This window comes from Microbulbifer mixtoriginis (SeqCode), from assembly GCF_052466715.1.
Genome location: NZ_CP174288.1, coordinates 1,967,368 through 1,988,385 on the forward strand (window position 1 = coordinate 1,967,368; position 21,018 = coordinate 1,988,385).

The 21,018-nt window shown below is 49.5% G+C and carries 19 protein-coding genes; 12 read left to right on the forward strand and 7 right to left on the reverse strand.

Annotated elements, in window-relative coordinates:
- Nucleotides 1-4: 4 nt before the first annotated feature.
- The gene (locus ACJJH9_RS08735) at nucleotides 5-415 is read left to right on the forward strand and encodes a hypothetical protein (protein ID WP_444924974.1); all 411 of its coding nucleotides are present in this window, start codon (nucleotides 5-7) and stop codon (nucleotides 413-415) included.
- On the opposite strand, the gene ACJJH9_RS08740 is transcribed toward ACJJH9_RS08735, so the two are convergent.
- Nucleotides 405-932 (reverse strand): DUF2062 domain-containing protein, encoded by a 528-nt coding sequence (locus ACJJH9_RS08740; RefSeq protein ID WP_252085776.1) that lies wholly within the window; start codon nucleotides 930-932, stop codon nucleotides 405-407. The genes ACJJH9_RS08735 and ACJJH9_RS08740 overlap by 11 nt on opposite strands.
- Nucleotides 933-1,264: 332 nt before the next feature.
- On the opposite strand from ACJJH9_RS08740, the gene ACJJH9_RS08745 reads away from it, so the two are divergent.
- The 7 genes from ACJJH9_RS08745 (at nucleotide 1,265) to ACJJH9_RS08775 (ending at nucleotide 11,818) form a co-directional block, all read left to right on the forward strand.
- A complete protein-coding gene (locus ACJJH9_RS08745) occupies nucleotides 1,265-1,918 on the forward strand; it encodes a GntR family transcriptional regulator (RefSeq protein ID WP_252085777.1) in 654 nt (217 codons plus the stop codon).
- A 3-nt stretch (nucleotides 1,919-1,921) separates the two neighbouring features.
- A complete protein-coding gene (prpB, locus tag ACJJH9_RS08750; protein ID WP_252085778.1) occupies nucleotides 1,922-2,800 on the forward strand; it encodes a methylisocitrate lyase in 879 nt (292 codons plus the stop codon).
- Between the two features lie 98 nt (nucleotides 2,801-2,898).
- On the forward strand, nucleotides 2,899-4,026 hold the full coding sequence (gene prpC, locus ACJJH9_RS08755) for a bifunctional 2-methylcitrate synthase/citrate synthase (protein ID WP_444885078.1): 1,128 nt from the start codon (nucleotides 2,899-2,901) through the stop codon (nucleotides 4,024-4,026).
- A 129-nt stretch (nucleotides 4,027-4,155) separates the two neighbouring features.
- Complete coding sequence (acnD, locus tag ACJJH9_RS08760; protein ID WP_444924975.1) at nucleotides 4,156-6,753, forward strand: Fe/S-dependent 2-methylisocitrate dehydratase AcnD; 2,598 nt, start codon at nucleotides 4,156-4,158, stop codon at nucleotides 6,751-6,753.
- Entirely contained in the window at nucleotides 6,754-7,935 is a 1,182-nt protein-coding gene (gene prpF / locus ACJJH9_RS08765; protein WP_444924976.1) for a 2-methylaconitate cis-trans isomerase PrpF, read from the forward strand.
- Nucleotides 7,936-8,231: 296 nt separating this feature from the next.
- Nucleotides 8,232-8,906, forward strand: a complete 675-nt coding sequence (locus ACJJH9_RS08770; protein WP_444924977.1) for a 2OG-Fe(II) oxygenase — start codon at nucleotides 8,232-8,234, stop codon at nucleotides 8,904-8,906.
- Between the two features lie 284 nt (nucleotides 8,907-9,190).
- Nucleotides 9,191-11,818: a TonB-dependent receptor gene (locus ACJJH9_RS08775; protein ID WP_444924978.1), complete on the forward strand. Its 2,628-nt coding sequence runs from the start codon at nucleotides 9,191-9,193 to the stop codon at nucleotides 11,816-11,818.
- A gap of 143 nt (nucleotides 11,819-11,961) precedes the next feature.
- Here the strand turns inward: ACJJH9_RS08775 and ACJJH9_RS08780 are convergent, their stop codons facing one another.
- Nucleotides 11,962-12,798, reverse strand: coding sequence for a DUF4349 domain-containing protein (locus tag ACJJH9_RS08780; protein ID WP_444924979.1), 837 nt, complete (start codon nucleotides 12,796-12,798; stop codon nucleotides 11,962-11,964).
- Nucleotides 12,799-12,995: 197 nt separating this feature from the next.
- On the opposite strand from ACJJH9_RS08780, the gene ACJJH9_RS08785 reads away from it, so the two are divergent.
- Nucleotides 12,996-13,241, forward strand: a complete 246-nt coding sequence (locus tag ACJJH9_RS08785) for a DUF2164 domain-containing protein (protein WP_152453703.1) — start codon at nucleotides 12,996-12,998, stop codon at nucleotides 13,239-13,241.
- A gap of 49 nt (nucleotides 13,242-13,290) precedes the next feature.
- On the opposite strand, the gene ACJJH9_RS08790 is transcribed toward ACJJH9_RS08785, so the two are convergent.
- Nucleotides 13,291-14,235, reverse strand: a complete 945-nt coding sequence (locus ACJJH9_RS08790; RefSeq protein ID WP_444924980.1) for a DMT family transporter — start codon at nucleotides 14,233-14,235, stop codon at nucleotides 13,291-13,293.
- Nucleotides 14,236-14,338: 103 nt separating this feature from the next.
- Between ACJJH9_RS08790 and ACJJH9_RS08795 the strand changes: the two genes are divergently transcribed.
- The gene (locus tag ACJJH9_RS08795; RefSeq protein ID WP_444885071.1) at nucleotides 14,339-15,244 is read left to right on the forward strand and encodes a LysR family transcriptional regulator; all 906 of its coding nucleotides are present in this window, start codon (nucleotides 14,339-14,341) and stop codon (nucleotides 15,242-15,244) included.
- A 117-nt stretch (nucleotides 15,245-15,361) separates the two neighbouring features.
- Nucleotides 15,362-15,964 carry a nitroreductase family protein gene (locus tag ACJJH9_RS08800; RefSeq protein WP_252085787.1) on the forward strand — a complete coding sequence of 201 codons (603 nt, stop codon included), beginning with the start codon at nucleotides 15,362-15,364 and terminating at the stop codon, nucleotides 15,962-15,964.
- A 131-nt stretch (nucleotides 15,965-16,095) separates the two neighbouring features.
- Here the strand turns inward: ACJJH9_RS08800 and ACJJH9_RS08805 are convergent, their stop codons facing one another.
- The 3 genes from ACJJH9_RS08805 to ACJJH9_RS08815 all read right to left on the reverse strand — a co-directional run bounded on the left by ACJJH9_RS08805 (nucleotide 16,096) and on the right by ACJJH9_RS08815 (nucleotide 17,707).
- On the reverse strand, nucleotides 16,096-16,572 hold the full coding sequence (locus ACJJH9_RS08805; protein WP_444904664.1) for an AgmX/PglI C-terminal domain-containing protein: 477 nt from the start codon (nucleotides 16,570-16,572) through the stop codon (nucleotides 16,096-16,098).
- Nucleotides 16,573-16,679: 107 nt separating this feature from the next.
- Nucleotides 16,680-17,186 carry a GNAT family N-acetyltransferase gene (locus ACJJH9_RS08810; protein ID WP_444924981.1) on the reverse strand — a complete coding sequence of 169 codons (507 nt, stop codon included), beginning with the start codon at nucleotides 17,184-17,186 and terminating at the stop codon, nucleotides 16,680-16,682.
- A gap of 191 nt (nucleotides 17,187-17,377) precedes the next feature.
- Entirely contained in the window at nucleotides 17,378-17,707 is a 330-nt protein-coding gene (locus tag ACJJH9_RS08815; RefSeq protein WP_444924982.1) for a cupin domain-containing protein, read from the reverse strand.
- A 121-nt stretch (nucleotides 17,708-17,828) separates the two neighbouring features.
- On the opposite strand from ACJJH9_RS08815, the gene ACJJH9_RS08820 reads away from it, so the two are divergent.
- On the forward strand, nucleotides 17,829-18,260 hold the full coding sequence (locus ACJJH9_RS08820; RefSeq protein ID WP_444886089.1) for a MarR family winged helix-turn-helix transcriptional regulator: 432 nt from the start codon (nucleotides 17,829-17,831) through the stop codon (nucleotides 18,258-18,260).
- A 429-nt stretch (nucleotides 18,261-18,689) separates the two neighbouring features.
- Here ACJJH9_RS08820 and pbpC read toward each other — a convergent pair whose 3' ends face one another.
- Nucleotides 18,690-21,008 carry a penicillin-binding protein 1C gene (pbpC, locus tag ACJJH9_RS08825; RefSeq protein ID WP_444924983.1) on the reverse strand — a complete coding sequence of 773 codons (2,319 nt, stop codon included), beginning with the start codon at nucleotides 21,006-21,008 and terminating at the stop codon, nucleotides 18,690-18,692.
- Nucleotides 21,009-21,018: the final 10 nt, after the last annotated feature.

Sequence of the window (21,018 nt, forward strand, 5' to 3'; positions counted from 1 at the left end):
TTGATTGGTGCCGAGCAAGGCTTTCCATGTTTTGCGCAAACTGCTGCCGCTACCGGAGGCACTTACTGCCTGGGTCCTCGTTCTTGTGGCGAGCCTTAAAATTGAAAGCTGGCGGGTAATGACTTTCTGCCCGGATGGTATGCGCGAAGGATCTGTGTGCTATGCCGCAGGTTGGCAGGTCTTACCTCTATGGTTGATCTGCCTGGGTGCCATGATCTCTGCCTTGGTGGTGGTTTGGGTGGTGGCCTTAACCGCCGCAGGAAATCGGGTTAAGGCTGCATCCATATCTTTTTTGCTGGGTACTTTTGTAGCCCTGGCATTGGGGGCTGTCACGCCAGCACTGCTGGCCATAGCAGCAGGCGCTGCGGCTTTGGGTTGGGTCGACAAGTGCTTTGGAAGTGAGGCTAGCTGCTGACCGCTGAGCGGCGCTCAATACGTAGCTTCCAGCGTTTTACTACATGCCAGCGCCACAGGGCGCGCATAGAAAAATAGGCGATAGTGGCAAAGAAAACCCCCGCCAGCACTGAGCCAAAAAACAGCGGCATCCAGATTTTCCCTACTTCTTCCGTCAACCACTCCCAAGAGAGCTCGATATCAAAGTCCACCGGGGGCGTGCCCAGAATCCATGCGCCCAGTTTATAGGTGCTGTAGAAGATTGCCGGCATAGTCACCGGATTGCTGATCCATACCAGAATAATCGATAGCGGAAGATTGCAGCGCAACCATAGAGCGAGCAGTGCGGCAATAATCATCTGCCCTGGCAATGGCAGGAAGCTGGTGAACACGCCAACGGCAAAGGCGACTGAAACTGAGTGTCGGTTCAGGTGAAATAGGTTGGGGTCGTGGAGAAGAGTCCCCAGAAACTTGAGCCCATTCTTGGCTCGGATTTCTTCGGGGCTTGGCAGCCATCGCCTGATAATACTCTTCGGCATAACTCTATCTGAAACCTGGGTGCTGGCAGCCTTGTTAATGAGTGCTGTACCGGGGTTTGGAAAATTCGTTCGTCGGGATTTTTTCCCTACCCCAGATAAGCATAGAGCGCCCAGGGTGGTAGGGCATGCCGTATCTGGCGCGGGCGCTATTATGCCCACTTAGTGATGGCAAAACTACTACCGTGATAGAAGTCATTTTACGCCATTAATTGTCAACAATTAGTCATGCGGATTCGAGTTGACGCCCAGGTCGCACTCATTTATGGTCTGCAATCCCAAAGAATTGTCGACAATGTTAAAGTCATATGGGTGTCACTGGAGCCAACAGCCCCTTGCGGGAGCCACATCAGAGCCTGGCTGAGCGCCTGTTTTTGACCTTGCGCGGTGAAATTGTGGAAGGTCGCATACCTGCAGGCAGCAAGATTAGTGAGCCGGAATTGGCCCGCCGCTTCAATGCCAGTCGCGGCAGCTTGCGTGAAGCCCTGATGCGTTTGGAGTCTCTGGGTTTGCTGGAGCGCCGGGTAAACATAGGTGCCCGTGTGGTGGAGCTGAGTGAGCGTGGTCTGCTGGAACTCTACGAAGTGCGCGAAGCTCTGGAGGGCATGGCCTGCCGCCTTGCCGCTGAGCAGCGCAGCGAGGAAGACCTGTTGGAACTGCGCCAGATGTTGTCGCGCCACGAACAGCAGGAAGAGCTGCAAGCCGGTAAGGCGTATTTTCAGCCGGAGGGAGACTTCGACTTCCATTTCCGTATTGTGCAGGCCTCGAAGAATGATCTGCTGATCGACACCCTGTGCAACCGTCTTTATTACCGTGTTCGTATGTATCGCTACCAGCTGGGCATGGCCAGCCCCAGGGCACAGCGCGCTTTTCGCGAACACAGCCACATTATCGAAGCCATAGAAGCGGGGGATGGTGAATTGGCGGAGCTGTTGATGCGCCGACATATCCGTGCTTCCAGGCAGAATATTGAAAATAAACTGAGGTAGAGCATGAGCCAAAAGCCTTCCGCCGGCGCGCGTTTCCGCAGCGCCCTTGCCGAGAACCAACCGCTTCAAGTGGTTGGCACCATAAACGCCTATTCCGCCATTATGGCCGAGCGTATTGGCCACAAGGCGATTTACCTTTCTGGTGCTGGTGTTGCCAATGCCTCCTACGGCCTGCCGGATCTGGGTATGACCAGCCTAGACAATGTGCTAGAGGATGTGCGTCGTATTACTGCAGCCAGTGAGCTGCCGTTGCTGGTGGATATCGATACCGGCTGGGGTGGCGCTTTTAACATCGCCCGTACTGTCAAAGAAATGATCCGCGCCGGTGCCGCAGCGGTGCATATCGAAGATCAGGTGGCACAGAAGCGTTGTGGCCACCGACCGAATAAAGAGATTGTTTCCAAGCAGGAGATGGTGGATCGCATCAAGGCTGCCGTGGATGCACGCACCGATGATGACTTCTTTATCATGGCCCGCACTGATGCCTTCGCTCAAGAAGGTTTGGATGCCGCTGTAGAGCGCGCTCAGGCCTGTATCGAAGCCGGCGCAGACGGTATTTTTGCGGAAGCCGTTACCAAGTTGGAGCACTATCGCGCATTTAAAGACGCGCTGAACGTGCCGATTCTGGCGAATATCACCGAATTTGGTAAAACCGAGCTCTATAACGCCAAAGAGTTGGGCGAAGCCGGCGCAGATATCGTACTGTATCCGCTGTCGGCGTTCCGAGCTATGAACCGTGCGGCGGAGAATGTGTATACCAGCATTTTGCAAAATGGTGACCAGAAAGCGGTAGTGGATACCATGCAGACCCGCGAGGAGCTTTACGACTACCTCAATTATCACGTATTCGAGCAGAAGCTCGATGAGCTGTTCAAGAAGTAATTTACTTTATAAACCGTGTGAGATGCCGGGTTAGGTTGCTTGCATGGCGGTTTTCGGACGAACACAGAAACTGTGCCTACAAAGGGGAGATAAGGAAGATGGCAGAAAAAGCATTGAGTGGCGCCGGCTTGCGTGGCCAGGTAGCGGGTAAAACTGCGTTGTCCACGGTAGGTAAATCCGGCTCTGGCCTCACTTACCGCGGTTACGATATCAAAGACCTGGCCCAACACTGCGAGTTTGAAGAAGTTGCCTACCTGATTTTCTACGGAGAGCTGCCCACCAGCGACCAGTTGGCGGAATACAAGGCCTTATTAAAAGGTATGCGTGGTTTGCCGCAAGCACTGAAAGAAGTGCTGGAGCGTATTCCCGCCGATGCCCATCCGATGGACGTAATGCGTACTGGATGCTCCATGCTGGGCAACCTGGAAGGGGAAGAGTCCTTCGCGCAGCAGCTGGAAAAAGCCAACCGCTTACTGGCTGCTTTTCCCTCCATCATTTGCTACTGGTATCGTTTCACCCACGACAACGTGCGCATTGAAACGGATACCGACGATGACAGCATCGGCGGCCACTTCCTGCATATGCTGCGCGGTGAGAAACCCAATGCCCTGCATGAGCAGGTGATGAATGTTTCCCTGATCCTCTACGCAGAGCACGAGTTTAACGCGTCCACTTTCACTGCGCGTGTTTGTGCCTCTACCCTGTCTGATCTGTTTAGCTGCATTACCGGTGCTATCGGCACTCTGCGTGGCCCGTTGCATGGCGGCGCCAACGAGGCGGCAATGGAAATGATCGAGCGTTTTGCCAACCCGGATGAAGCAGAGAAAGAACTGCTGGGTATGCTGGAGCGCAAAGAGAAAATCATGGGCTTCGGCCACGCGATTTATCGCGAATCCGATCCGCGCAACGAGATCATCAAAGCCTGGTCTGAGAAACTGTCTGAAGATGTGGGCGATAAGGTCTTGTACCCGGTTTCCGTACGCTGCGAAGAAGTCATGTGGCGCGAGAAAAAGTTGTTCTGTAATGCCGACTTTTTCCATGCATCCGCTTATCACTTTATGGGAATTCCCACCAAATTGTTCACGCCGATTTTTGTAATGTCGCGTGTTACTGGCTGGGCTGCCCACGTATTTGAACAGCGTGCAGACAACCGCATTATTCGCCCGAGCGCTGAATATGTAGGTGTTGAGCCGCGCGAAGTACCGCCTATCGCCGAGCGCGGTTAATTTTCATTTCACTATTGAAATGAGGCACACCCAGTGTGCCGGCTTCAGGTTGCCTTTTGGGGTGATCTGGAGCCTCTCTCAGAAGAGACACGATTTTAAAAAGATTCGACTGAACTGATTTACCTAGCTATGAATACTGATTACCGCAAATCACTGCCCGGTACCGACCTCGATTATTTCGATACCCGCGCCGCCGTTGACGCGATCCAGCCCGGAGCCTATGCCAAACTGCCGTATACCTCACGTATTCTGGCGGAAAACCTGGTGCGTCGCTGTGAGCCGGAAAAACTGACCGACTCGCTGAAGCAGATTATCGAGCGTAAACGCGAGATGGATTTTCCCTGGTTCCCGGCGCGAGTGGTGTGCCACGATATCCTCGGTCAAACCGCATTGGTAGACCTGGCCGGTCTGCGCGATGCCATTGCCGATAAAGGCGGTGATCCCGCCAAGGTAAATCCAGTTGTTCCTACCCAGTTGATTGTGGACCACTCCCTCGCGGTAGAGCACCCCGGTTTTGAGAAGGATGCTTTTGAAAAAAATCGTGCGGTAGAGGAGCGTCGTAACGAAGATCGCTTCCACTTTATCAACTGGACCAAAACCGCATTTGAAAACGTCGATGTGATTCCCCCCGGTAACGGCATCATGCACCAGATCAACTTGGAGAAAATGTCTCCGGTGGTGCAGGTGCGTGAAGGCGTGGCCTTCCCGGATACTTGTGTTGGTACCGACAGTCACACGCCGATGGTCGATGCTCTGGGTGTGATTTCTGTGGGCGTTGGCGGCCTGGAAGCTGAGAGTGTGATGCTCGGCCGCGCCTCTTATATGCGTCTGCCGAATATCGTTGGGGTGGAACTTACCGGAAAATTGCAGCCCGGGATTACCGGTACCGATTTGGTACTGGCTCTCACTGAATTCCTACGCCGCGAGCGTGTGGTCGGAGCCTACCTGGAATTCTACGGTGAAGGGGCTTCCAACCTGACCCTGGGGGATCGCGCCACTATTTCCAATATGACTCCAGAGTATGGCGCTACTGCGGCCATGTTCTCCATCGATGAGCAAACCATCGACTACCTCAAACTCACCGGCCGCGATGATGAGCAGGTAGCTTTGGTAGAGAAGTTTGCCAAGGAAACGGGCCTCTGGTCCGATACCTTGAAGGATGCCGAATACGAGCGCGTACTGAAGTTCGATCTGGACACAGTAGGTCGTAACCTTGCTGGCCCCTCCAACCCTCACGCGCTGCTGCCGGCCTCGGAACTGGCAAATCGCGGTATTGCTAAAGCCTGGGAAGAGAAAGCTGGTGAGATGCCCGATGGTGCTGTGATTATCGCGGCGATTACCAGCTGCACCAATACCAGTAACCCACGCAATATGATTGCCGCAGGCCTGATTGCCCGTAATGCGAACAAGCTCGGCCTGACTCGTAAGCCCTGGGTGAAATCCTCCCTGGCGCCGGGCTCCAAAACGGTAAAAATGTATCTGGAAGAGGCCGACTTGCTACCGGATCTGGAGCAGATGGGCTTCGGCGTAGTGGCTTTCGCATGCACTACCTGTAACGGCATGAGCGGTGCTCTGGACCCTAAAATCCAGCAGGAAGTGATCGACCGCGATCTGTATGCTACTGCAGTCCTGTCTGGCAACCGCAACTTCGATGGTCGTATTCACCCCTATGCCAAGCAGGCTTTCCTGGCTTCACCGCCGCTGGTCGTTGCCTACGCTATTGCCGGCACCATCCGTTTCGATATCGAAAAAGATGCGCTGGGATACGATGCCGATGGCAACCCGATTACCCTGAAAGACATCTGGCCCAGCGACGAAGAGATCGATGCGATCGTACGTCAGAGCGTGAAGCCGCAGCAGTTCCGCGATGTGTATATTCCCATGTTCGAAGAGCGGGATGCCGCAGAAGAGCAAGGTCACGCACTCTACGACTGGCGCCCGATGAGTACCTATATCCGCCGCCCACCTTATTGGGAAGGTGCCCTGGCAGGCGAGCGCAGCTTGAAGGGCATGCGCCCGCTGGCGGTGCTGGGTGACAATATCACTACCGACCACTTGTCTCCCTCCAATGCCATTCTGGCCAGCAGTGCTGCCGGTGAATACCTGGCGAAGATGGGATTGCCGGAAGAGGACTTTAACTCCTACGCAACCCACCGTGGTGACCACCTCACTGCCCAGCGTGCAACTTTCGCCAACCCGAAGCTACTCAACGAAATGGTGCGCGATGATAAGGGCGAGATTCGCCAGGGCTCTCTGGCTCGTGTCGAGCCGGAAGGGCAGGTTACCCGTATGTGGGAGGCGATCGAGACTTATATGGATCGCAAGCAGCCGCTGATTATCATTGCTGGTGCCGACTATGGGCAGGGCTCTTCCCGTGATTGGGCCGCGAAAGGTGTGCGCCTGGCCGGCGTAGAAGCGATTGTGGCCGAAGGCTTCGAGCGTATTCACCGCACTAACCTGATCGGTATGGGCGTGTTGCCGCTAGAGTTTAAGCCGGGAACTACTCGCGAAACCCTGGGTATCGACGGTACCGAAAGTTTCGACGTAATCGGTGAGCGTACCCCCCATGCCACGCTGACTCTACTGATCCACCGCGCCAACGGTGAGACAGTTGAAGCTCCGGTAACCTGCCGCTTGGATACTGCAGAAGAGGTTTCCATTTATGAGGCTGGGGGTGTTTTGCAGCGCTTTGCGAAAGACTTCCTCGAAGCAGAGGCGACGGCTTAAATGTTGAAATTTGCTCCTCAAGTCAAAATCCCCGCGACTTATATGCGCGGGGGCACCAGTAAGGGCGTTTTCTTCCGTTTACAGGATCTACCCGAAGTTGCGCAGGTTCCAGGAGAGGCCCGTGATAATTTGCTGTTGCGGGTAATTGGCAGCCCGGACCCTTACGGAAAGCATACCGATGGGATGGGTGGAGCCACTTCGAGCACCAGCAAAACGGTGATCCTGTCTGCCTGTGATAAGTCCGATCACGATGTGAACTACCTGTTTGGCCAGGTTTCCATCGATAAGCCCATGGTCGATTGGAGTGGTAACTGCGGAAATCTCACTGCGGCTGTTGGAGCTTTTGCGATTAATAGCGGTTTTGTTGATGCTGCGCGAATTCCAGAAAATGGTATTTGTACAGTGCGCATTTGGCAGGCCAATATTGGCCAAACCATTATTGCCCATGTACCTATTACCAACGGTGAAGTGCAGGAAACCGGAGATTTCGAGCTGGATGGTGTAACTTTCCCGGCAGCCGAAGTGGAAATTGAGTTTATGGACCCCTCGGACGGCGAGGGTGCCATGCTTCCCACCGGTAACCCAGTCGATGATCTCGAAGTGCCAGGAATTGGTGTACTCAAGGCGACCATGATCAATGCCGGCATCCCCACGATCTTCGTCAATGCGGAAGATATTGGCTATACCGGCACCGAGCTGCAGGATGCCATTAATGGCGATAGCAAGGCGCTCGCCATGTTCGAGACCATCCGTGCCTACGGTGCGGTGAAGATGGGCCTGATTTCCTCTGTGGAGGAAGCCGCGGCTAGGCAGCACACGCCGAAGATCGCCTTTGTCGCCAAGCCGCAGGACTACATTGCCTCCAGTGGAAAAAAGGTAGCGGCGCAAGATATTGATTTGCTTGTGCGAGCCCTCTCCATGGGTAAGCTGCACCACGCCATGATGGGTACAACCGCCGTGGCTATAGGAACTGCAGCGGCTATTCCCGGCACCCTGGTAAACCTCGCTGCCGGTGGGGGTGATCGTAACTCCATCTGCTTTGGTCACCCTTCCGGCACATTGCGGGTTGGAGCCCATGCTAAAGTCGTGGATGGCCAGTGGGTTGCCACCAAAGCCATTATGAGCCGCAGTGCGCGCATCCTGATGGAAGGCTGGGTGCGAGTGCCAGGCGATAGTTTCTAGTCTTGGTATAATCACATCTTTAGGGGCGTGATACGCCCCTTTTTAGTGGTCGGCTTGTACTCTTGAAGGGTTTCTATTTTATTAGCCGGCTCACACAATACTTTCGTAGACTCTCATACAGCTTTGGGCTACCTTTCCCTGCACCCCGAGCCACCCATTCCAGCCCCTGGCTTATCCTCGGCCGCAATCTCACTCGGGTCTTACGCTGTTTCTATAAGAATACAGTTTGATTATTAGGTAGTGCTCTTGGCGAAATTACACATCGCCGTGCCTCTTATTGTTAGCAGGAAATAAACTTGGTAGCAGCCAAATCGTTAATGTCGCTCGGTGGCGATAACACTATCGATGAAACTCTATTTGCACACATTGCTAGGGATCTTACCGAGCAGGGCTATAGTATTCGCCATGCCGCACTACCCGAATCACTCTCCAGTGCGCTTTTTACCTATCAGCAGGAAATGAACGGAGAGAAATTTATTGATGCAGGGGTCGGGCGAGGTGACGATTACCTACGGAATGAATTCGTGCGAACGGATGAAATTTGTTGGATTACCGGGGAATCTGCTACAGGAAGAGATTGGCTCAGCTGGGCGGGCCAGCTTCAGGTTTATCTCAACAGGCATCTTTTTCTGGGGCTCTTCTCATTTGAAAGCCATTTTGCCCATTACCGGCCTGGGGACTACTACAAAAGGCACTATGATGCATTTCGCGGAGAGGCGAACCGGGTGCTCTCATTGGTCGTCTATCTTAATCCAGGCTGGAGCACTCCGGATGCTGGTGAGCTTGTGCTCTACAAAGATGAGCAGGATAGGGTCGGCACCAAAGTAACGCCGTTAATGGGAACGGTAGTGACTTTCTTAAGTGAGGAGTTTCCCCACGAAGTTCTACCAGCTAATCGGGATCGCTACTCCATTGCAGGCTGGTTTCGGGTAAATACTTCAGTAACCGATCGGGTTGATCCGCCCCGTTAAATTAATGAGTTACCCGCTTAAAATTAACCTCTAGTGAGCCACCTACCTAGGTAAACCTACTAGTACCCTGCGGTAACCGCAGGGTTTATAGGGTACTAAATCACCTTTCGATTGATTTAGAGATCCGATTGATCCTAATCGCGATCCGCCCCATCGTATCTCAGTTTCACAGAACTCTCCTTTTTGAGATTTTAACCTAGCCGACGTACAGCCGACGGCCCGTAGGTAAGCCACGCATAACAATCAAACCGGCTTTCCTGTTGCAGCAGATTGGAGAGACATCAATGACAATTAAAAAACCACTTACCCTTGCGATTGCAATGGCCAATATAGCGGTGGCCTCAGCCTGGGCACAGGAAGCTAGTAATCAAGAAGATGACTGGGCGTTGGAAGAAGTCACTGTTACTGCGACGAAGCGCGAAACCAACCTGATGGAAACTCCAGTAGCCATTTCCGCTTTCACCCAGGAAGAGTTAGATCGTCAGGGTATTAAGAATGTAAAAGATCTGGGCAGTACAATTCCCAATGTGGATATCGGCTATGATGCTTCTCAGTCTTCACCAGTGATTTCTATGCGTGGTGTTCGCTCTACCAATACTACTGAGTTTGGTGATCCAGCTGTTGGCTTACACTTCGACGGTATTTATTCTTCGCGCCCCCAGTCTGCAATGGCAATGATGTTTGACTCTGAAAGGGTAGAAGCCATGCGTGGGCCTCAAGGTACTCTTTACGGGCGTAATTCTACTGTTGGTGCCATTAATGCTATTTCAAAAAGACCGGTAATTAATGAGTTCGAAGGTTCCGTGGGCGTTGAGCTTGGTCGCTGGAATCAAGAGCTGGTCAAAGGCGTTATCAATATTCCGGTTTCAGATACCTTTGCTCTTCGTGCGTCCTTTATGGATGAGACACGGGATTCCTACCTTACCGGGTTTTATGACGTTAACCAGTGGGATAATCGCTATATTGATGCTGACTCTGTAGGTGCGGGTGTATTAGCTGATAACGCAATCACAACTTTTATTCAGGCGAATAACGCTGAAGGAGCCACAGACTATCAGCTGGTTAGGGCGGATGCTGAAGATTTTTATGGGAATGTTGATCAGCAAGCGGTGCGTATAGGTGCGTTATGGGAACCGACTGACGATATTTCTTGGTATGCCGTAGCGGAACACTATCAGGATAGTAGTGCAGGCGGCATCAACACTATTGACTGTGAAAAGGCTGAGCAGCGCGAAGATGGAACAACTTGTGAAACCTACTACGGCTCCGGTGCTGATGAGTACACCGTAGCGGTGAATGTACCAGGTGAACTTGATCTCACCATGACTTCATTCCGTTCTAACTTCCGCTGGGATTTCAGCGATACCATGGCGTTTGTGTATAACACCGGGTATGCAGTTCAGGAACGAAGCAACCTGATTGATATTGATGCTGGTCGCAATACCTGGGATATGAGTATGAGCATTACAGACTCAGAAAATGTCTCTTACTCCCATGAGTTACAGTTGCAATCTACAGGTGATGGTCCCCTACAGTGGATTACAGGTTTGTTTTATTTCCACGAGACCACTGATCTGAATGGTTACTTCCTGGCCTCATTAGATAATGCCGTATTCTGGAGGCAGCCAGATAGAACTATAGAAGCCAGCGCAGTATTTGCTCAGGCTACCTATGACCTTACTGATACCCTCCACCTAACTGTTGGTGGTCGATATACGGAAGATGAGAAGAGTGATGTAGGTGGTAACAACCTGAGTTGCACTCGAGACTGGTCCACTGAATCAGATGAAGAGTATGGCTGCTTCCCTGCCTATTTACAGGGCACCTTTAATAGCTTCACTACCAACCACTTTGCAGACAGCTCAATTTATACAATTGATACTTACAATGATACCAGCAAGAGCTGGGATTCATCCGACTTTCGAATTGGTCTCGATTATGACCTGACAGATGAAGTCATGCTGTATGCATATGTTGCAAGTGGATTTAAGTCCGGTGGTTTGGGTGATGTTGTCATCCAATATGAGCAAGACCCGGACACGGCTGAGTACATCTACGATGATGAGGGAAACCGGGTTGTTCAACAGGTAATTGACACTAGCTATGATGAGGAGAAGGTCATTACTTGGGAGCTAGGAGCAAAAGGTACCTTCTTGGATGGTCGACTAAATCTGGCTAGTACCTTCTTTTTCTCCGACTATAAGGATATGCAGCTAGCTGCACCTGATACTGCATACTCGTACTATGCGGTAGAGCGAGAAGGTGAGAACGCAGGTGAAATTACGACCGAGCCCGTCGTCATTTACCTTACTAAGAATGCTGCTAGCGCAGAGATTATGGGGCTAGAGTTAGAGTTTGACTGGGCCCCCTATCCGAATGGCCGAATCAGTGGTTTTGCTACCTGGATGCAAACAGAAATCACCTCTGATTTTCAGAACCGCTGGAATTTCAATAACCAAGCGTTATTCGAAATTTCGGATTACGGCTTAGCTCATGACAATACCAATGAAGAGCTCTTCCGAAATTTGAAGGGTAATGAGCTGCCTGTATCACCTGAATTCAGCTTCACAATCAATTATGATCACACCTTTGAGTTGGTCCACGGCGGTGCAATTATTCCGTTTATAGGCATCCACTGGGAAGATGAGTCTTATCTGACCTACTGGAATGTTGACAAGCACGACTTCCCCACTGGTGATACTTCTGCTTTTGATGACAGTCGTGATTCCTTCTGGATGGTAAATGCTTCCGTGAAGTATGTAAGCCCGGACGATCGGTGGAACGTTGAAGCCTTTGGTAATAACCTGACTGATGAGATTGTTCCCTACTACGCTGATGGAAGTGATGGCCTCGTATCTGGGCCATTCTCCACTCCAATGAGCTACGGTGTACGCTTTAACTACAACTTCTAAGTAGCTACTGTTACTCCATAGTAAAAAGCCGGGTCAATTTAGATGGTCCGGCTTTTTTTATGGCTTGTGAGTGAAGTCAAAACTTCTCACGAGTACTTTAGCCCATATCAAGACATGCGTGTATCTTGGGGCTATGTAAACTGCTAGGTTCTGGTTTTACGCCAAATTATGCGAATCAGATAAAATACAAATAGGGCGATAAGCATCCAGGGTAAAAGGTAGGCGATTGCAGTGATTGCTTCAGATAGCCCATCAGACAAATTTTCACCAAAATGAGATAGGGAGTCTAATGTGGGACTCCAGAAAGAAGTATAAGATTTTGAGTGTAACTCAATTTCAACCACATCCATCTGAGTTCGCTTGAGCAGTTTAGCTTTTTTACCTTGTGAATACTCAATATCAGATTGTACCGATGCTAACTTTTCAGCAACCTTTATTAGAGTATCAATGTCACTCGCAGATTTTTGTTCCAGTTCTATAAGTCTCGATTGATACTGGAGTAACATTTCAAGTCGTTTTTGGCCGTCGATAATGACATCCTGTAAATCTTCTGCTTTGGTTTCCCGCTGTATCACTCCTCCTTGCTTTGATGCCAGATCAATGATTTTATCGACTCCGGTGGGGTGTATTCTAAGGTGAATCCTTCCGTAGGGCTTTTCATCATTGCGGAGACTAGAATGCAATATAGTGCATTTTTTCTCCATCTCCTGTTGGCAAAGTAATTGGAGTCTGTGGAATACAGGTTCAACTTCTTCAGCAGGTAGTTCAGCTGTCAGGAAATGTTCGTAAGCAATATACTGATCTTGTCCACCTCGATTGCCCGCTGTGATAGGTTCCGGGAACCGGATATCTGCATCCCTGTTGCTGGTGGTATGGGCATTGGGACTGTATGAAGTTGTTGATCTATCACTGCTTGATTCTGAGCAGCCAGAGCTACTGCCCAATATAAGCAGGACAAAGACGTAGTTAAAGAGTCTCATTTTGATCCCGTTTTTTAGTTAATCCGAATAGATTCGAATCTAACATTGTCCGGTTTGCTTATAAAGATATGCGCCGCTGTACATGTTGTTTACTTGGAGTCATGCATTTGGGATTCATTAAGGGTCTCAACATTTATGTTATTCTCATATGGGGCTGAGTGTTTGTTCTAAATTTGTGTGTTGATGGAAGATAGGTGATGTCGACAATAGAACTGGAAGAAAGGCGAAAGTTAGAGCTAATCGAAAAGATTAGGGGTTATTTATCTAAAGAATTTGAGTTGGAGATTGGCAGTTTTGAAGCGGAGTTCTTTATTGATTTTCTTGCAAAGGAGATGGGGGCAGGGTTTTATAATCAAGGTCTACATGATGCTCAGGTAATAGTGTCCTCTAAATTGGAAGATATTTCTGATGCAATTTATGAAATAGAAAAGACTGTCGACTAGAAATATTGCCCCTATTGATGGCAATTTGATTCTATTGTTCTTGAGTTGTTTAGGGGTGTTTTTTCTTGGGTTTTTCTGCTTGGATAAATAACATGGCTGCAAATACTAAGATTATTCCAGGTATAAAGTTGATAGAGAATTTCGTCATTTCCAATGCTGTAGCCAATACCAGTACAAATACCGGATTCAAGAAGCTGTATGCTGCAACTTTGGTCGCCCCGATTCTTATTGTGCTAAATTGCAGCAGGAAAAAACTGATTAATGTTGTGAATAAGGCTAAATAGAATAGCCCTCCGTAAGTTTCGACAGGTATATTTCGCCATTCTATTTGGCTTAAACTTGGGAATGAAAGCAGTAATAACCAGAGGGCGCCAAATAGAATAACCCAGAATGTCATAACCTCTGTAGGCTCCCCTGAGTGGACTCTCTTGATCAGTGGATTATACAAGCTGAGCGATATAGCACCTAAGGTGAATATCCAATCCCCTCTATTTAGATCCAGCGTTATCGCTGTTGTAATACTCCCTTCAAATACAATCCAGGCCGCACCCAATGTTCCAAGGATAAGACCGATGACTTTGCGGGCGCTGCTACGCTCACCATTGATGATCAAGGCAAAGACGGCAGTCATTGCAGGAACGGTTGTAAAAAGGGCGCCGGTATTCACTGCTGTGGTGTATTTGAGCGCTTCAAACATACACCAGAAAAAGATAACCAATGGGATGCTGAGTAGCGCATAACCCAGTAGCTTTTTGGGGGGTGGAAGCTGAAATCCATGCTTAAAGAATATGAAGGGCGCAAATAGCCCTGTTGCAATTAAGAACCGAATCATCATCAAGCAATCTGCCGGTAACGAATCGGCGATTAACGCACCAACAGGAAATGAGCCAGCGACAAGTAATGTGCAGGCTATCATCAAGCCGTGAACCCACCACAATGATGTGCCGCTGCTTGCCGTTGCTGTAGGGTTGATACCCCTTGAAAGTTCGCGCATGACTCTTCCCTCAATAAAAGCGAGATCAGAGTAACTCGTTTCTGATAAGCTGATAATCCATCAATTAAGATACATACTGTTGAGAAAAAGGAAACAGTAGTTTATGGAAAGTTTTGCAGCCATACCGGTATTTGTCACAGTGGCCGAAACCGGTGGCTTTTCCCCGGCCGCCAAGTTGCTGGGGATATCCAAGTCTGCAGTTAGTAAACGGGTCAGTCAGCTGGAAGAGCAACTTGGGGTAAAACTATTGCATCGCACCACCCGCAAGCTGAGCTTGACAGAGGCGGGCGAGCATTTTTTTCAGCATGCCCGAATCGCTTATCAGGCCGCACAGGACGCTCAGGATGCAGTGACTCAGCTTCAAGGTGAGCCTCAGGGGCGCTTGCGAATCAATGCCCCAATGTCCTTTGGCAGGTTGCATTTGGCACCGCTTATCCCAGTGTTTCTCAAGCGCTATCCAAAAATCACGATTGATCTGGTGATGGACGATAAGGTGGTAGACTTGATTGGAGAGGGGTTTGATATCGCTATCCGTGGTGGTGACCTGCCTGATACCAGTTTGATTGCGCGCAAGCTGGCGCCTCTGCAAAGCGTGCTCTGTGCCTCTCCCGCGTACTTGGAAGAGTTCGGCAAACCGATCGAGCTTGAACAGTTAACAGAGCACAATTGTTTGATGTTTACTTATTCCAGGGATGTAAAAGAGTGGAATTTTATTCAGGATAACCATCTACACACCATAGAAGTCAGGGGTAACTACCAGGTCAATAACAGTGAAGCGCTGCGGGAAGCCATTCTCCAGGGGCTTGGCATCGGCCGCCTGCCGACTTTTGTCGCAGGAGCGGATATCAAGAGTGGTCTCCTGGTGCCTTTGTTTGAAGAATATCAAATGCCGGCCAAGACTATTTATGCCGTATTTCCGGAGCGGCAGTATATGCCTGCCAAAGTACGGGCCTTTATAGACTTTGCCATTGAGTACTTTGGTGGCGACATTCCCTATTGGGATTGTTAGTTTGTAAACTTTTTCTCAACAATCTTTTAACAAAAGAGCCCATTATCAAGCCAGGAGAAACCCAATAAGCTTTCTCTCATCGACATTCACAAGATGATTAATTGTCAGAGGGAAATTATGGACCTGTTCACTGCTGTTGAAACTCGCCGTTCGGTCAAGCATTACGATGTATCTGAAAAGATGACATCAAGTGAGTTTAACCAGCTTATCCAAGCCACAATGTTATCGCCAACATCCTATAACATTCAGCATTGGAGATTCCTGCGAGTAACAGATTCCAGGCTTCGAAGCAGACTTAAGGATGCTGCCTGGGGTCAACAGCAAGTGGAAGATGCGTCTGAGCTGATTATTCTTTGTGCAGATATAAACGCTTGGAAAGATCGACCAGAACGCTATTGGGCTGATGCACCCAGAGAGGCGAGGGAACTTTTAGTCCCGATGCTAACTGACTTCTATAGAGATAAACCCCAATTACAGCGAGATGAAGCAATAAGGAGCTGTGGCTTAGCGGCGCAAACCATGATGCTTGCGGCAAAAGCACTGGGCTATGACACCGGCGCGCTGGTTGGATTTGACTCAGATAAAGTGGCCGAGCTTATAAACCTGCCAGAAGGTTATCTGATCGGAATGATGATAGTCGTGGGTAAGGCTAGCAAAGCAGCGAATGGACGTGGCGGCCAGTTAGCATTGGGTGAAGTGTTATTTGAAAACCAATTTTGAGCATAACTTACATACCGTAGTTTAGTATTTATGCTTGCAATCTGTAGGGCTGTTCTTGTGATCAATTATCCATAACTCCGCTAGTGGGATAATTGATCACAAGTGGATTAGAGCACAAAGTCAATTGGCGGTTATTGGGTGGGTAAAAAATGAATCGGGTAGTGAATTGTTGTTCTTCGTGTGTCGCTGGCACCGAAGTTAAATTCCTGAATCTTTGCCATTAACTGATCGGTAAACGGCTTGGAATCGAGGCTGGAGCTGGCCAATGCGATATTGGCGACTTCGCCGCTAGGTTCAATATCGATAATAAATTCCGCGCCGCCTTCAAGGTCAGGGTCTTGTTTGCGCGCACTCAAGTATAAACGATAAAGCTGGCCTTTGTGTTTATCAAATACCTGCTGAATTTCTACTCTGCTACGCTCTCGCTTTTTTTTAACGGTTTTTTTAAGGGTGGCATCTGCTATGGCTGGTGGTTTTTTATCAGAGAAGCTGGCGTTTCCGCTTTGATCGACCCACTGATAAATTTCCGCGCTTGCAAGATTACTGGAGAGTGTGAGACTGATACAGAATAAGCTTTGATAAGTAAATCGGTTCATTTTTCCATTCATACTTCGATATTCTTGACCAAGTACTTAGTCTACTTTAGGTGCTACCTCTAGGGGGAGATTAGCGTATTGATTGGTTAAACCTAAGGTTCGTGAATTTTCTGTAACAATTAATCGCCAAGCTTTACAAGGTATCTTTGTACAATTTTCCCATCTGCTTCGATCTCAGAATCCAATAATCCACCACATGCCTTAATTGTATTGGCAGAGGCGGGGTTGTCTTTGTGACAGTGAATGTGAATTGTCCCAGCTTTCATTTCCTGAAGCCACTGGATCGAGAGCTCCATCAGGCGTTTACCGTACCCTTTACCTCTATACTTGGGTCTGATCCCCAAACCAATGTGCCCACCGCAGTGGGTAATTCTATCGTTCAGGTAGTGGCGAATATTGGTGACGCCTACGATTTCAGTTTCATCAACAAGCCATAGTGTAGAACTTGGGACAAAGCCTTCCGGTAGGTTTTTACCCTGTGCAAAGTTAATGAGCTTTTGGATGAGAGCTTCGAAGTCCGCATGATCAAAATCCATAGGAAAGGGATAGCGCTCTTCATCACCCAGCTCTTCTATATATTGCTGATAACTAGCCTCATAGGTTGCTGAAGGGGGTACTAATTTCAAAGCAATGCCTGGGAATTCGAGTAATGAATAGGGTGAAAGCAAAATTTAGCATATAAAAATTAACTGTGTAATCTCTAAAGTATTCTTAAAACATTTGAGTTGGCAGAAGGGAGGATAGAGGGACGGCTGTAAATGACTGCATCTCGGGCGCCCTATGCCAGGAATAGGACCCCAAGAAGGTAGGAAAATTTTTAAACTGCCTGAAATTTCAACAAGACAGTACATCCTGTTTCTGACTGAGGAATATGTGCTGAGCCAATGGGGTTGTGAATAAATGATCCCTCGGGATGATCGTCTCTGCCATCATTAAAGATCCCTGAAATCACAAAAATTTGTTCTGCACCGTCAATATGTGTTTCCACACCTGGGTATCTGGCTCCAGGTAGAAACTCGAAAACAGATACCCAGCTTCCTGCTTCCTCTCTCCAAAGACTTCTCTCGAATATGCCGGGAGCAACCTCCCTGGCTTCAATATTCTTCCAGTGACTAGACGTGATGCCAGAAAAATTCACTTGATTCATAGCAGTACTCTTCCATCTTAAACAACAATATTTTGCGCGCAAAGTATTGTTGTTTAAGTTCGGGTTTACCGTCAAGTACTTTGCGCGCATAATATATAGGTCTGTTCAGAGAGTAATCAAGATGACTCCAAAAGAGTTCAATCTCCAAGAGTTGGTGTGTTTTGCCTTATATTCAACAGCGAACTCTATGGTGCGTGAATACAGGCCGGAGCTTGATCAGTTTGATCTTACCTACCCGCAGTTTCTAGTGATGATGAGCCTTTGGAATGAAGACTCTGTTTTTATCAAAGAGCTAAGCCATCAAACTTACCTGGATGCAGGCACCTTGACTCAAGTGCTGAAACGCCTAGAGGCTAAAGGGTTTATCGAGAGGCAAAAGTCCAGCGTGGACGAGCGGGCAAAAGTGATTGTCCTCACCCGAAAAGGGCGCGATCTAAAGCAGAAAACCTCTCATATACTTGAAGATATGGCTTGCAAGGTCAGATTAACGGCTGAAGAGCAACAGGACTTGACCTCACTGTGTCATAAAATTTTATCCCGGCTGAAAAAATAGGGTTGGACCTTATTCAATCGTCCATCACTTTGGTTTGTTATTTATGATTTTTTAATAACTCTTTGGCTTTGTTTGGAACTGACTCATAACTTGGGTATTCAGGAGCCCTTGATGCACAAAGACCCAGCAGCTTTATCGCTTCCTTTTTCTGATTGACTTTAAGGTAAGCTATCGCTAGAGAAAGTTGTGCATCTGGTAGGCAGTAGTGGGGCTTTAGATCAATGGCTCTTTTTAAAACCGCTATAGATAGATTGTTTCCAATGATTTAATTCTTGGAGGCACATACCATAAGCGATGTAATATCTTGGGTCATTAGATGAGGCCGTTAACTGTGCATAAAGCTGAAGAGCTTGAGAAAGCTTCCCAGAAGTTTGGAGCTCACAAGCCCTGCGATAGCTTTTATCTCTGTCCATATTGATAGTGCTAAATTTAATCGTTAATTCCTACATATATTTCAATCCGATCCACATTCCCGCTCTCATCCAACACTGCAATTTGATGCTGCCCACTCTGTGGTGAGAGTGCAAAATTTTGAGTGCCCAATGTTTCATCCTTGGGTTCGCCGTTGATAAACCAGTAGCGTTTCCCTTGTCCTCCTATCGCGCTGAGATTTATACGTGGTAAAGAAGCGTTGTTACCGGTAGGAAGGTATTGGTTACCATTGTTGGCACCGACAATTTTCAGTGGGGTACCCGTAGTTGCGGTTGGGGCGTTACATTCGGGCGCTGTCGGTGGGATTTGTTGGTTCCGAGTTTGGTTGGTGGGCAACCAGGACTCCAGCTCCTTTGGCCACAGGGCAAGGCTTCTCTTTGTAGCAGAGGAGTCCATACAGCTGGGTTTTACCCGCAAGCCCTGTTGGTTGGCAAAGAAGTGGTAAGTTTGTGCAGCACGTAAAGGTTCTCCTTTTGGGGGGAGGGTTCGGGGCGTCCGGCCCTGGATAAGCCAGGCATTGCGCTGTTGGTGGCAGAGTTCATCTTCGGTTAACGACTTCTGGCCTCCTAACGGCCAGCAGATTTCTGTTTGGATTATTGATTCGGGTCTTGCCAGGCGTTGCTGCTTGTTACCTGGTAGAGATGAAATCACTGCATTTAACAATGGCGTTGCACTGATGGAGCCGTAGTAGCCGGGGAGGGGGGTGCCGTCTGGGCGACCTACCCAAATTCCTACGGTATAGCTGGGGGTTACACCGATCGCCCAAGCATCGCGGTAGCCGTAACTAGTGCCTGTTTTCCAGGCAATATCTGCTTTGCTTTGCCTTACCAGATTGCGCCAACGGCGTGAGCCACCACTGTTGGAAGCCAGCATCTCAAATGTGATCCAGGCGGCCTCTGCAGACATCAGGTACCGCTCTCGCAGTGGAGTTTCGGGTAAATAGCGGGGTGCTGCGGATAGCCCGCTGCGTGCTAGGGCTGCATAAAGTCCGGTGAGTTGGTCCAGGCGGGTGCCAACGCCACCTAAAATCATGGCTAGATTAGGTTTGCCGCCGCTGGGAAATTGTAGTGAGAGGCCGGCATTTTCCAGTGTCGCTGCGAATCGGCCGGGGCCGTAGTGCTCCAGCAATTGCACGGCTGGGATATTGAGAGAGCGCTGCAAAGCGGCAGTAGCACTGACCGGGCCGGAAAAACCACGATGGAAATTCTCTGGGCGGTAATCTCCATAAATTCGCGGTGCATCACTGAGCAAGGAGGCGCTGTGGATCAGGTCTCCATCGATTGCCAGTCCATACAGAAATGGTTTGAGAGTAGAGCCGGGCGAGCGCGTGGCTCTCGCCATATCTACATAGCCATATCGACGTTTGTCACCGAAATGGGAGGCTCCCACATAGGCGCGTACAGATAAGTCGGAATTCTCCAGTACTATAACGGCGGCAGAAGTTTTCTGCGGATAGCTCTCCATATAATCGCGCAGATAGTCCTCCAGTCCACGCTGAATATTGCCGTCAATGGTGGTGTTAATCACCTCTTGATCACCGATGCTTTCTACCAGCCAGCGGGATAAATGAGGGGCATTCTGTGGAAATTCCAGACGCTCCGCATAAACGTTTTCTAGCTGCGCGCGCTCGACCTCGTTTGCGCTCCAAACGCCGTAGACCTGTAACCGGGTCAGAACTTTATCCCGAGCTTTTTGTGCTCGATTTGGGTACCTGTCCGGTCGCAAGCGACTGGGCGCTTGGGGTAATACTGCCAGGAGTGCCGCTTCGGCGTGGGTGAGATCAGCGGAGGATTTACGCAGGTATAAACGGCTGGCGGCTTCCACGCCTTCAATATTGCCGCCGTAAGGTGCCAGATTGAGGTAGAGATCGAGAATTGCCTGCTTGCTGAAATGCCATTCCAATTGCAGGGCGCGCAACATTTGTTTGGTCTTACCGATTAAAGTCCTGTGATGTGGATCTAGCAGGCGCGCTACCTGCATGGTCAGGGTGGAGCCACCGGAGACCACATGTCCATTGCGAAGGTATTGGCTGGCCGCCCGAACGAGCGCAAAGGGATTGATACCTGGGTGCTGATAAAAATGGCGATCCTCATAGGTGAGTAGTGCCTCGATAAATCGTGGCGCTACTTCATCTTGCGTGATGGGGTAACGCCACACGCCGCGATTATCAGCGAAGAAACGCAGTGGCTTACCATGGCGATCAGCCACTACCCGCGCAAAACCATGTGTTTCAGGCAAAGGTAGGGGGAAAATAGTATCCAGGGCCAACAATGTGACTAAAAGAAAGAATGGTGAGATCAGCAGCACGCGAAACATGCGGCTGCTG

Bases quoted from the DNA above. Each gene is read 5' to 3' on its own strand.
- ACJJH9_RS08740 (WP_252085776.1), bottom strand. From the start codon at position 932: ATGCCGAAGAGTATTATCAGGCGATGGCTGCCAAGCCCCGAAGAAATC.
- prpB (WP_252085778.1), top strand. From the start codon at position 1,922: ATGAGCCAAAAGCCTTCCGCCGGCGCGCGTTTCCGCAGCGCCCTTGCC.
- prpC (WP_444885078.1), top strand. From the start codon at position 2,899: ATGGCAGAAAAAGCATTGAGTGGCGCCGGCTTGCGTGGCCAGGTAGCG.
- acnD (WP_444924975.1), top strand. From the start codon at position 4,156: ATGAATACTGATTACCGCAAATCACTGCCCGGTACCGACCTCGATTAT.
- prpF (WP_444924976.1), top strand. From the start codon at position 6,754: ATGTTGAAATTTGCTCCTCAAGTCAAAATCCCCGCGACTTATATGCGC.
- ACJJH9_RS08775 (WP_444924978.1), top strand. From the start codon at position 9,191: ATGACAATTAAAAAACCACTTACCCTTGCGATTGCAATGGCCAATATA.
- ACJJH9_RS08780 (WP_444924979.1), bottom strand. From the start codon at position 12,798: ATGAGACTCTTTAACTACGTCTTTGTCCTGCTTATATTGGGCAGTAGC.
- ACJJH9_RS08785 (WP_152453703.1), top strand. From the start codon at position 12,996: ATGTCGACAATAGAACTGGAAGAAAGGCGAAAGTTAGAGCTAATCGAA.
- ACJJH9_RS08790 (WP_444924980.1), bottom strand. From the start codon at position 14,235: ATGCGCGAACTTTCAAGGGGTATCAACCCTACAGCAACGGCAAGCAGC.
- ACJJH9_RS08795 (WP_444885071.1), top strand. From the start codon at position 14,339: ATGGAAAGTTTTGCAGCCATACCGGTATTTGTCACAGTGGCCGAAACC.
- ACJJH9_RS08800 (WP_252085787.1), top strand. From the start codon at position 15,362: ATGGACCTGTTCACTGCTGTTGAAACTCGCCGTTCGGTCAAGCATTAC.
- ACJJH9_RS08805 (WP_444904664.1), bottom strand. From the start codon at position 16,572: ATGAATGGAAAAATGAACCGATTTACTTATCAAAGCTTATTCTGTATC.
- ACJJH9_RS08815 (WP_444924982.1), bottom strand. From the start codon at position 17,707: ATGAATCAAGTGAATTTTTCTGGCATCACGTCTAGTCACTGGAAGAAT.
- ACJJH9_RS08820 (WP_444886089.1), top strand. From the start codon at position 17,829: ATGACTCCAAAAGAGTTCAATCTCCAAGAGTTGGTGTGTTTTGCCTTA.
- pbpC (WP_444924983.1), bottom strand. From the start codon at position 21,008: ATGTTTCGCGTGCTGCTGATCTCACCATTCTTTCTTTTAGTCACATTG.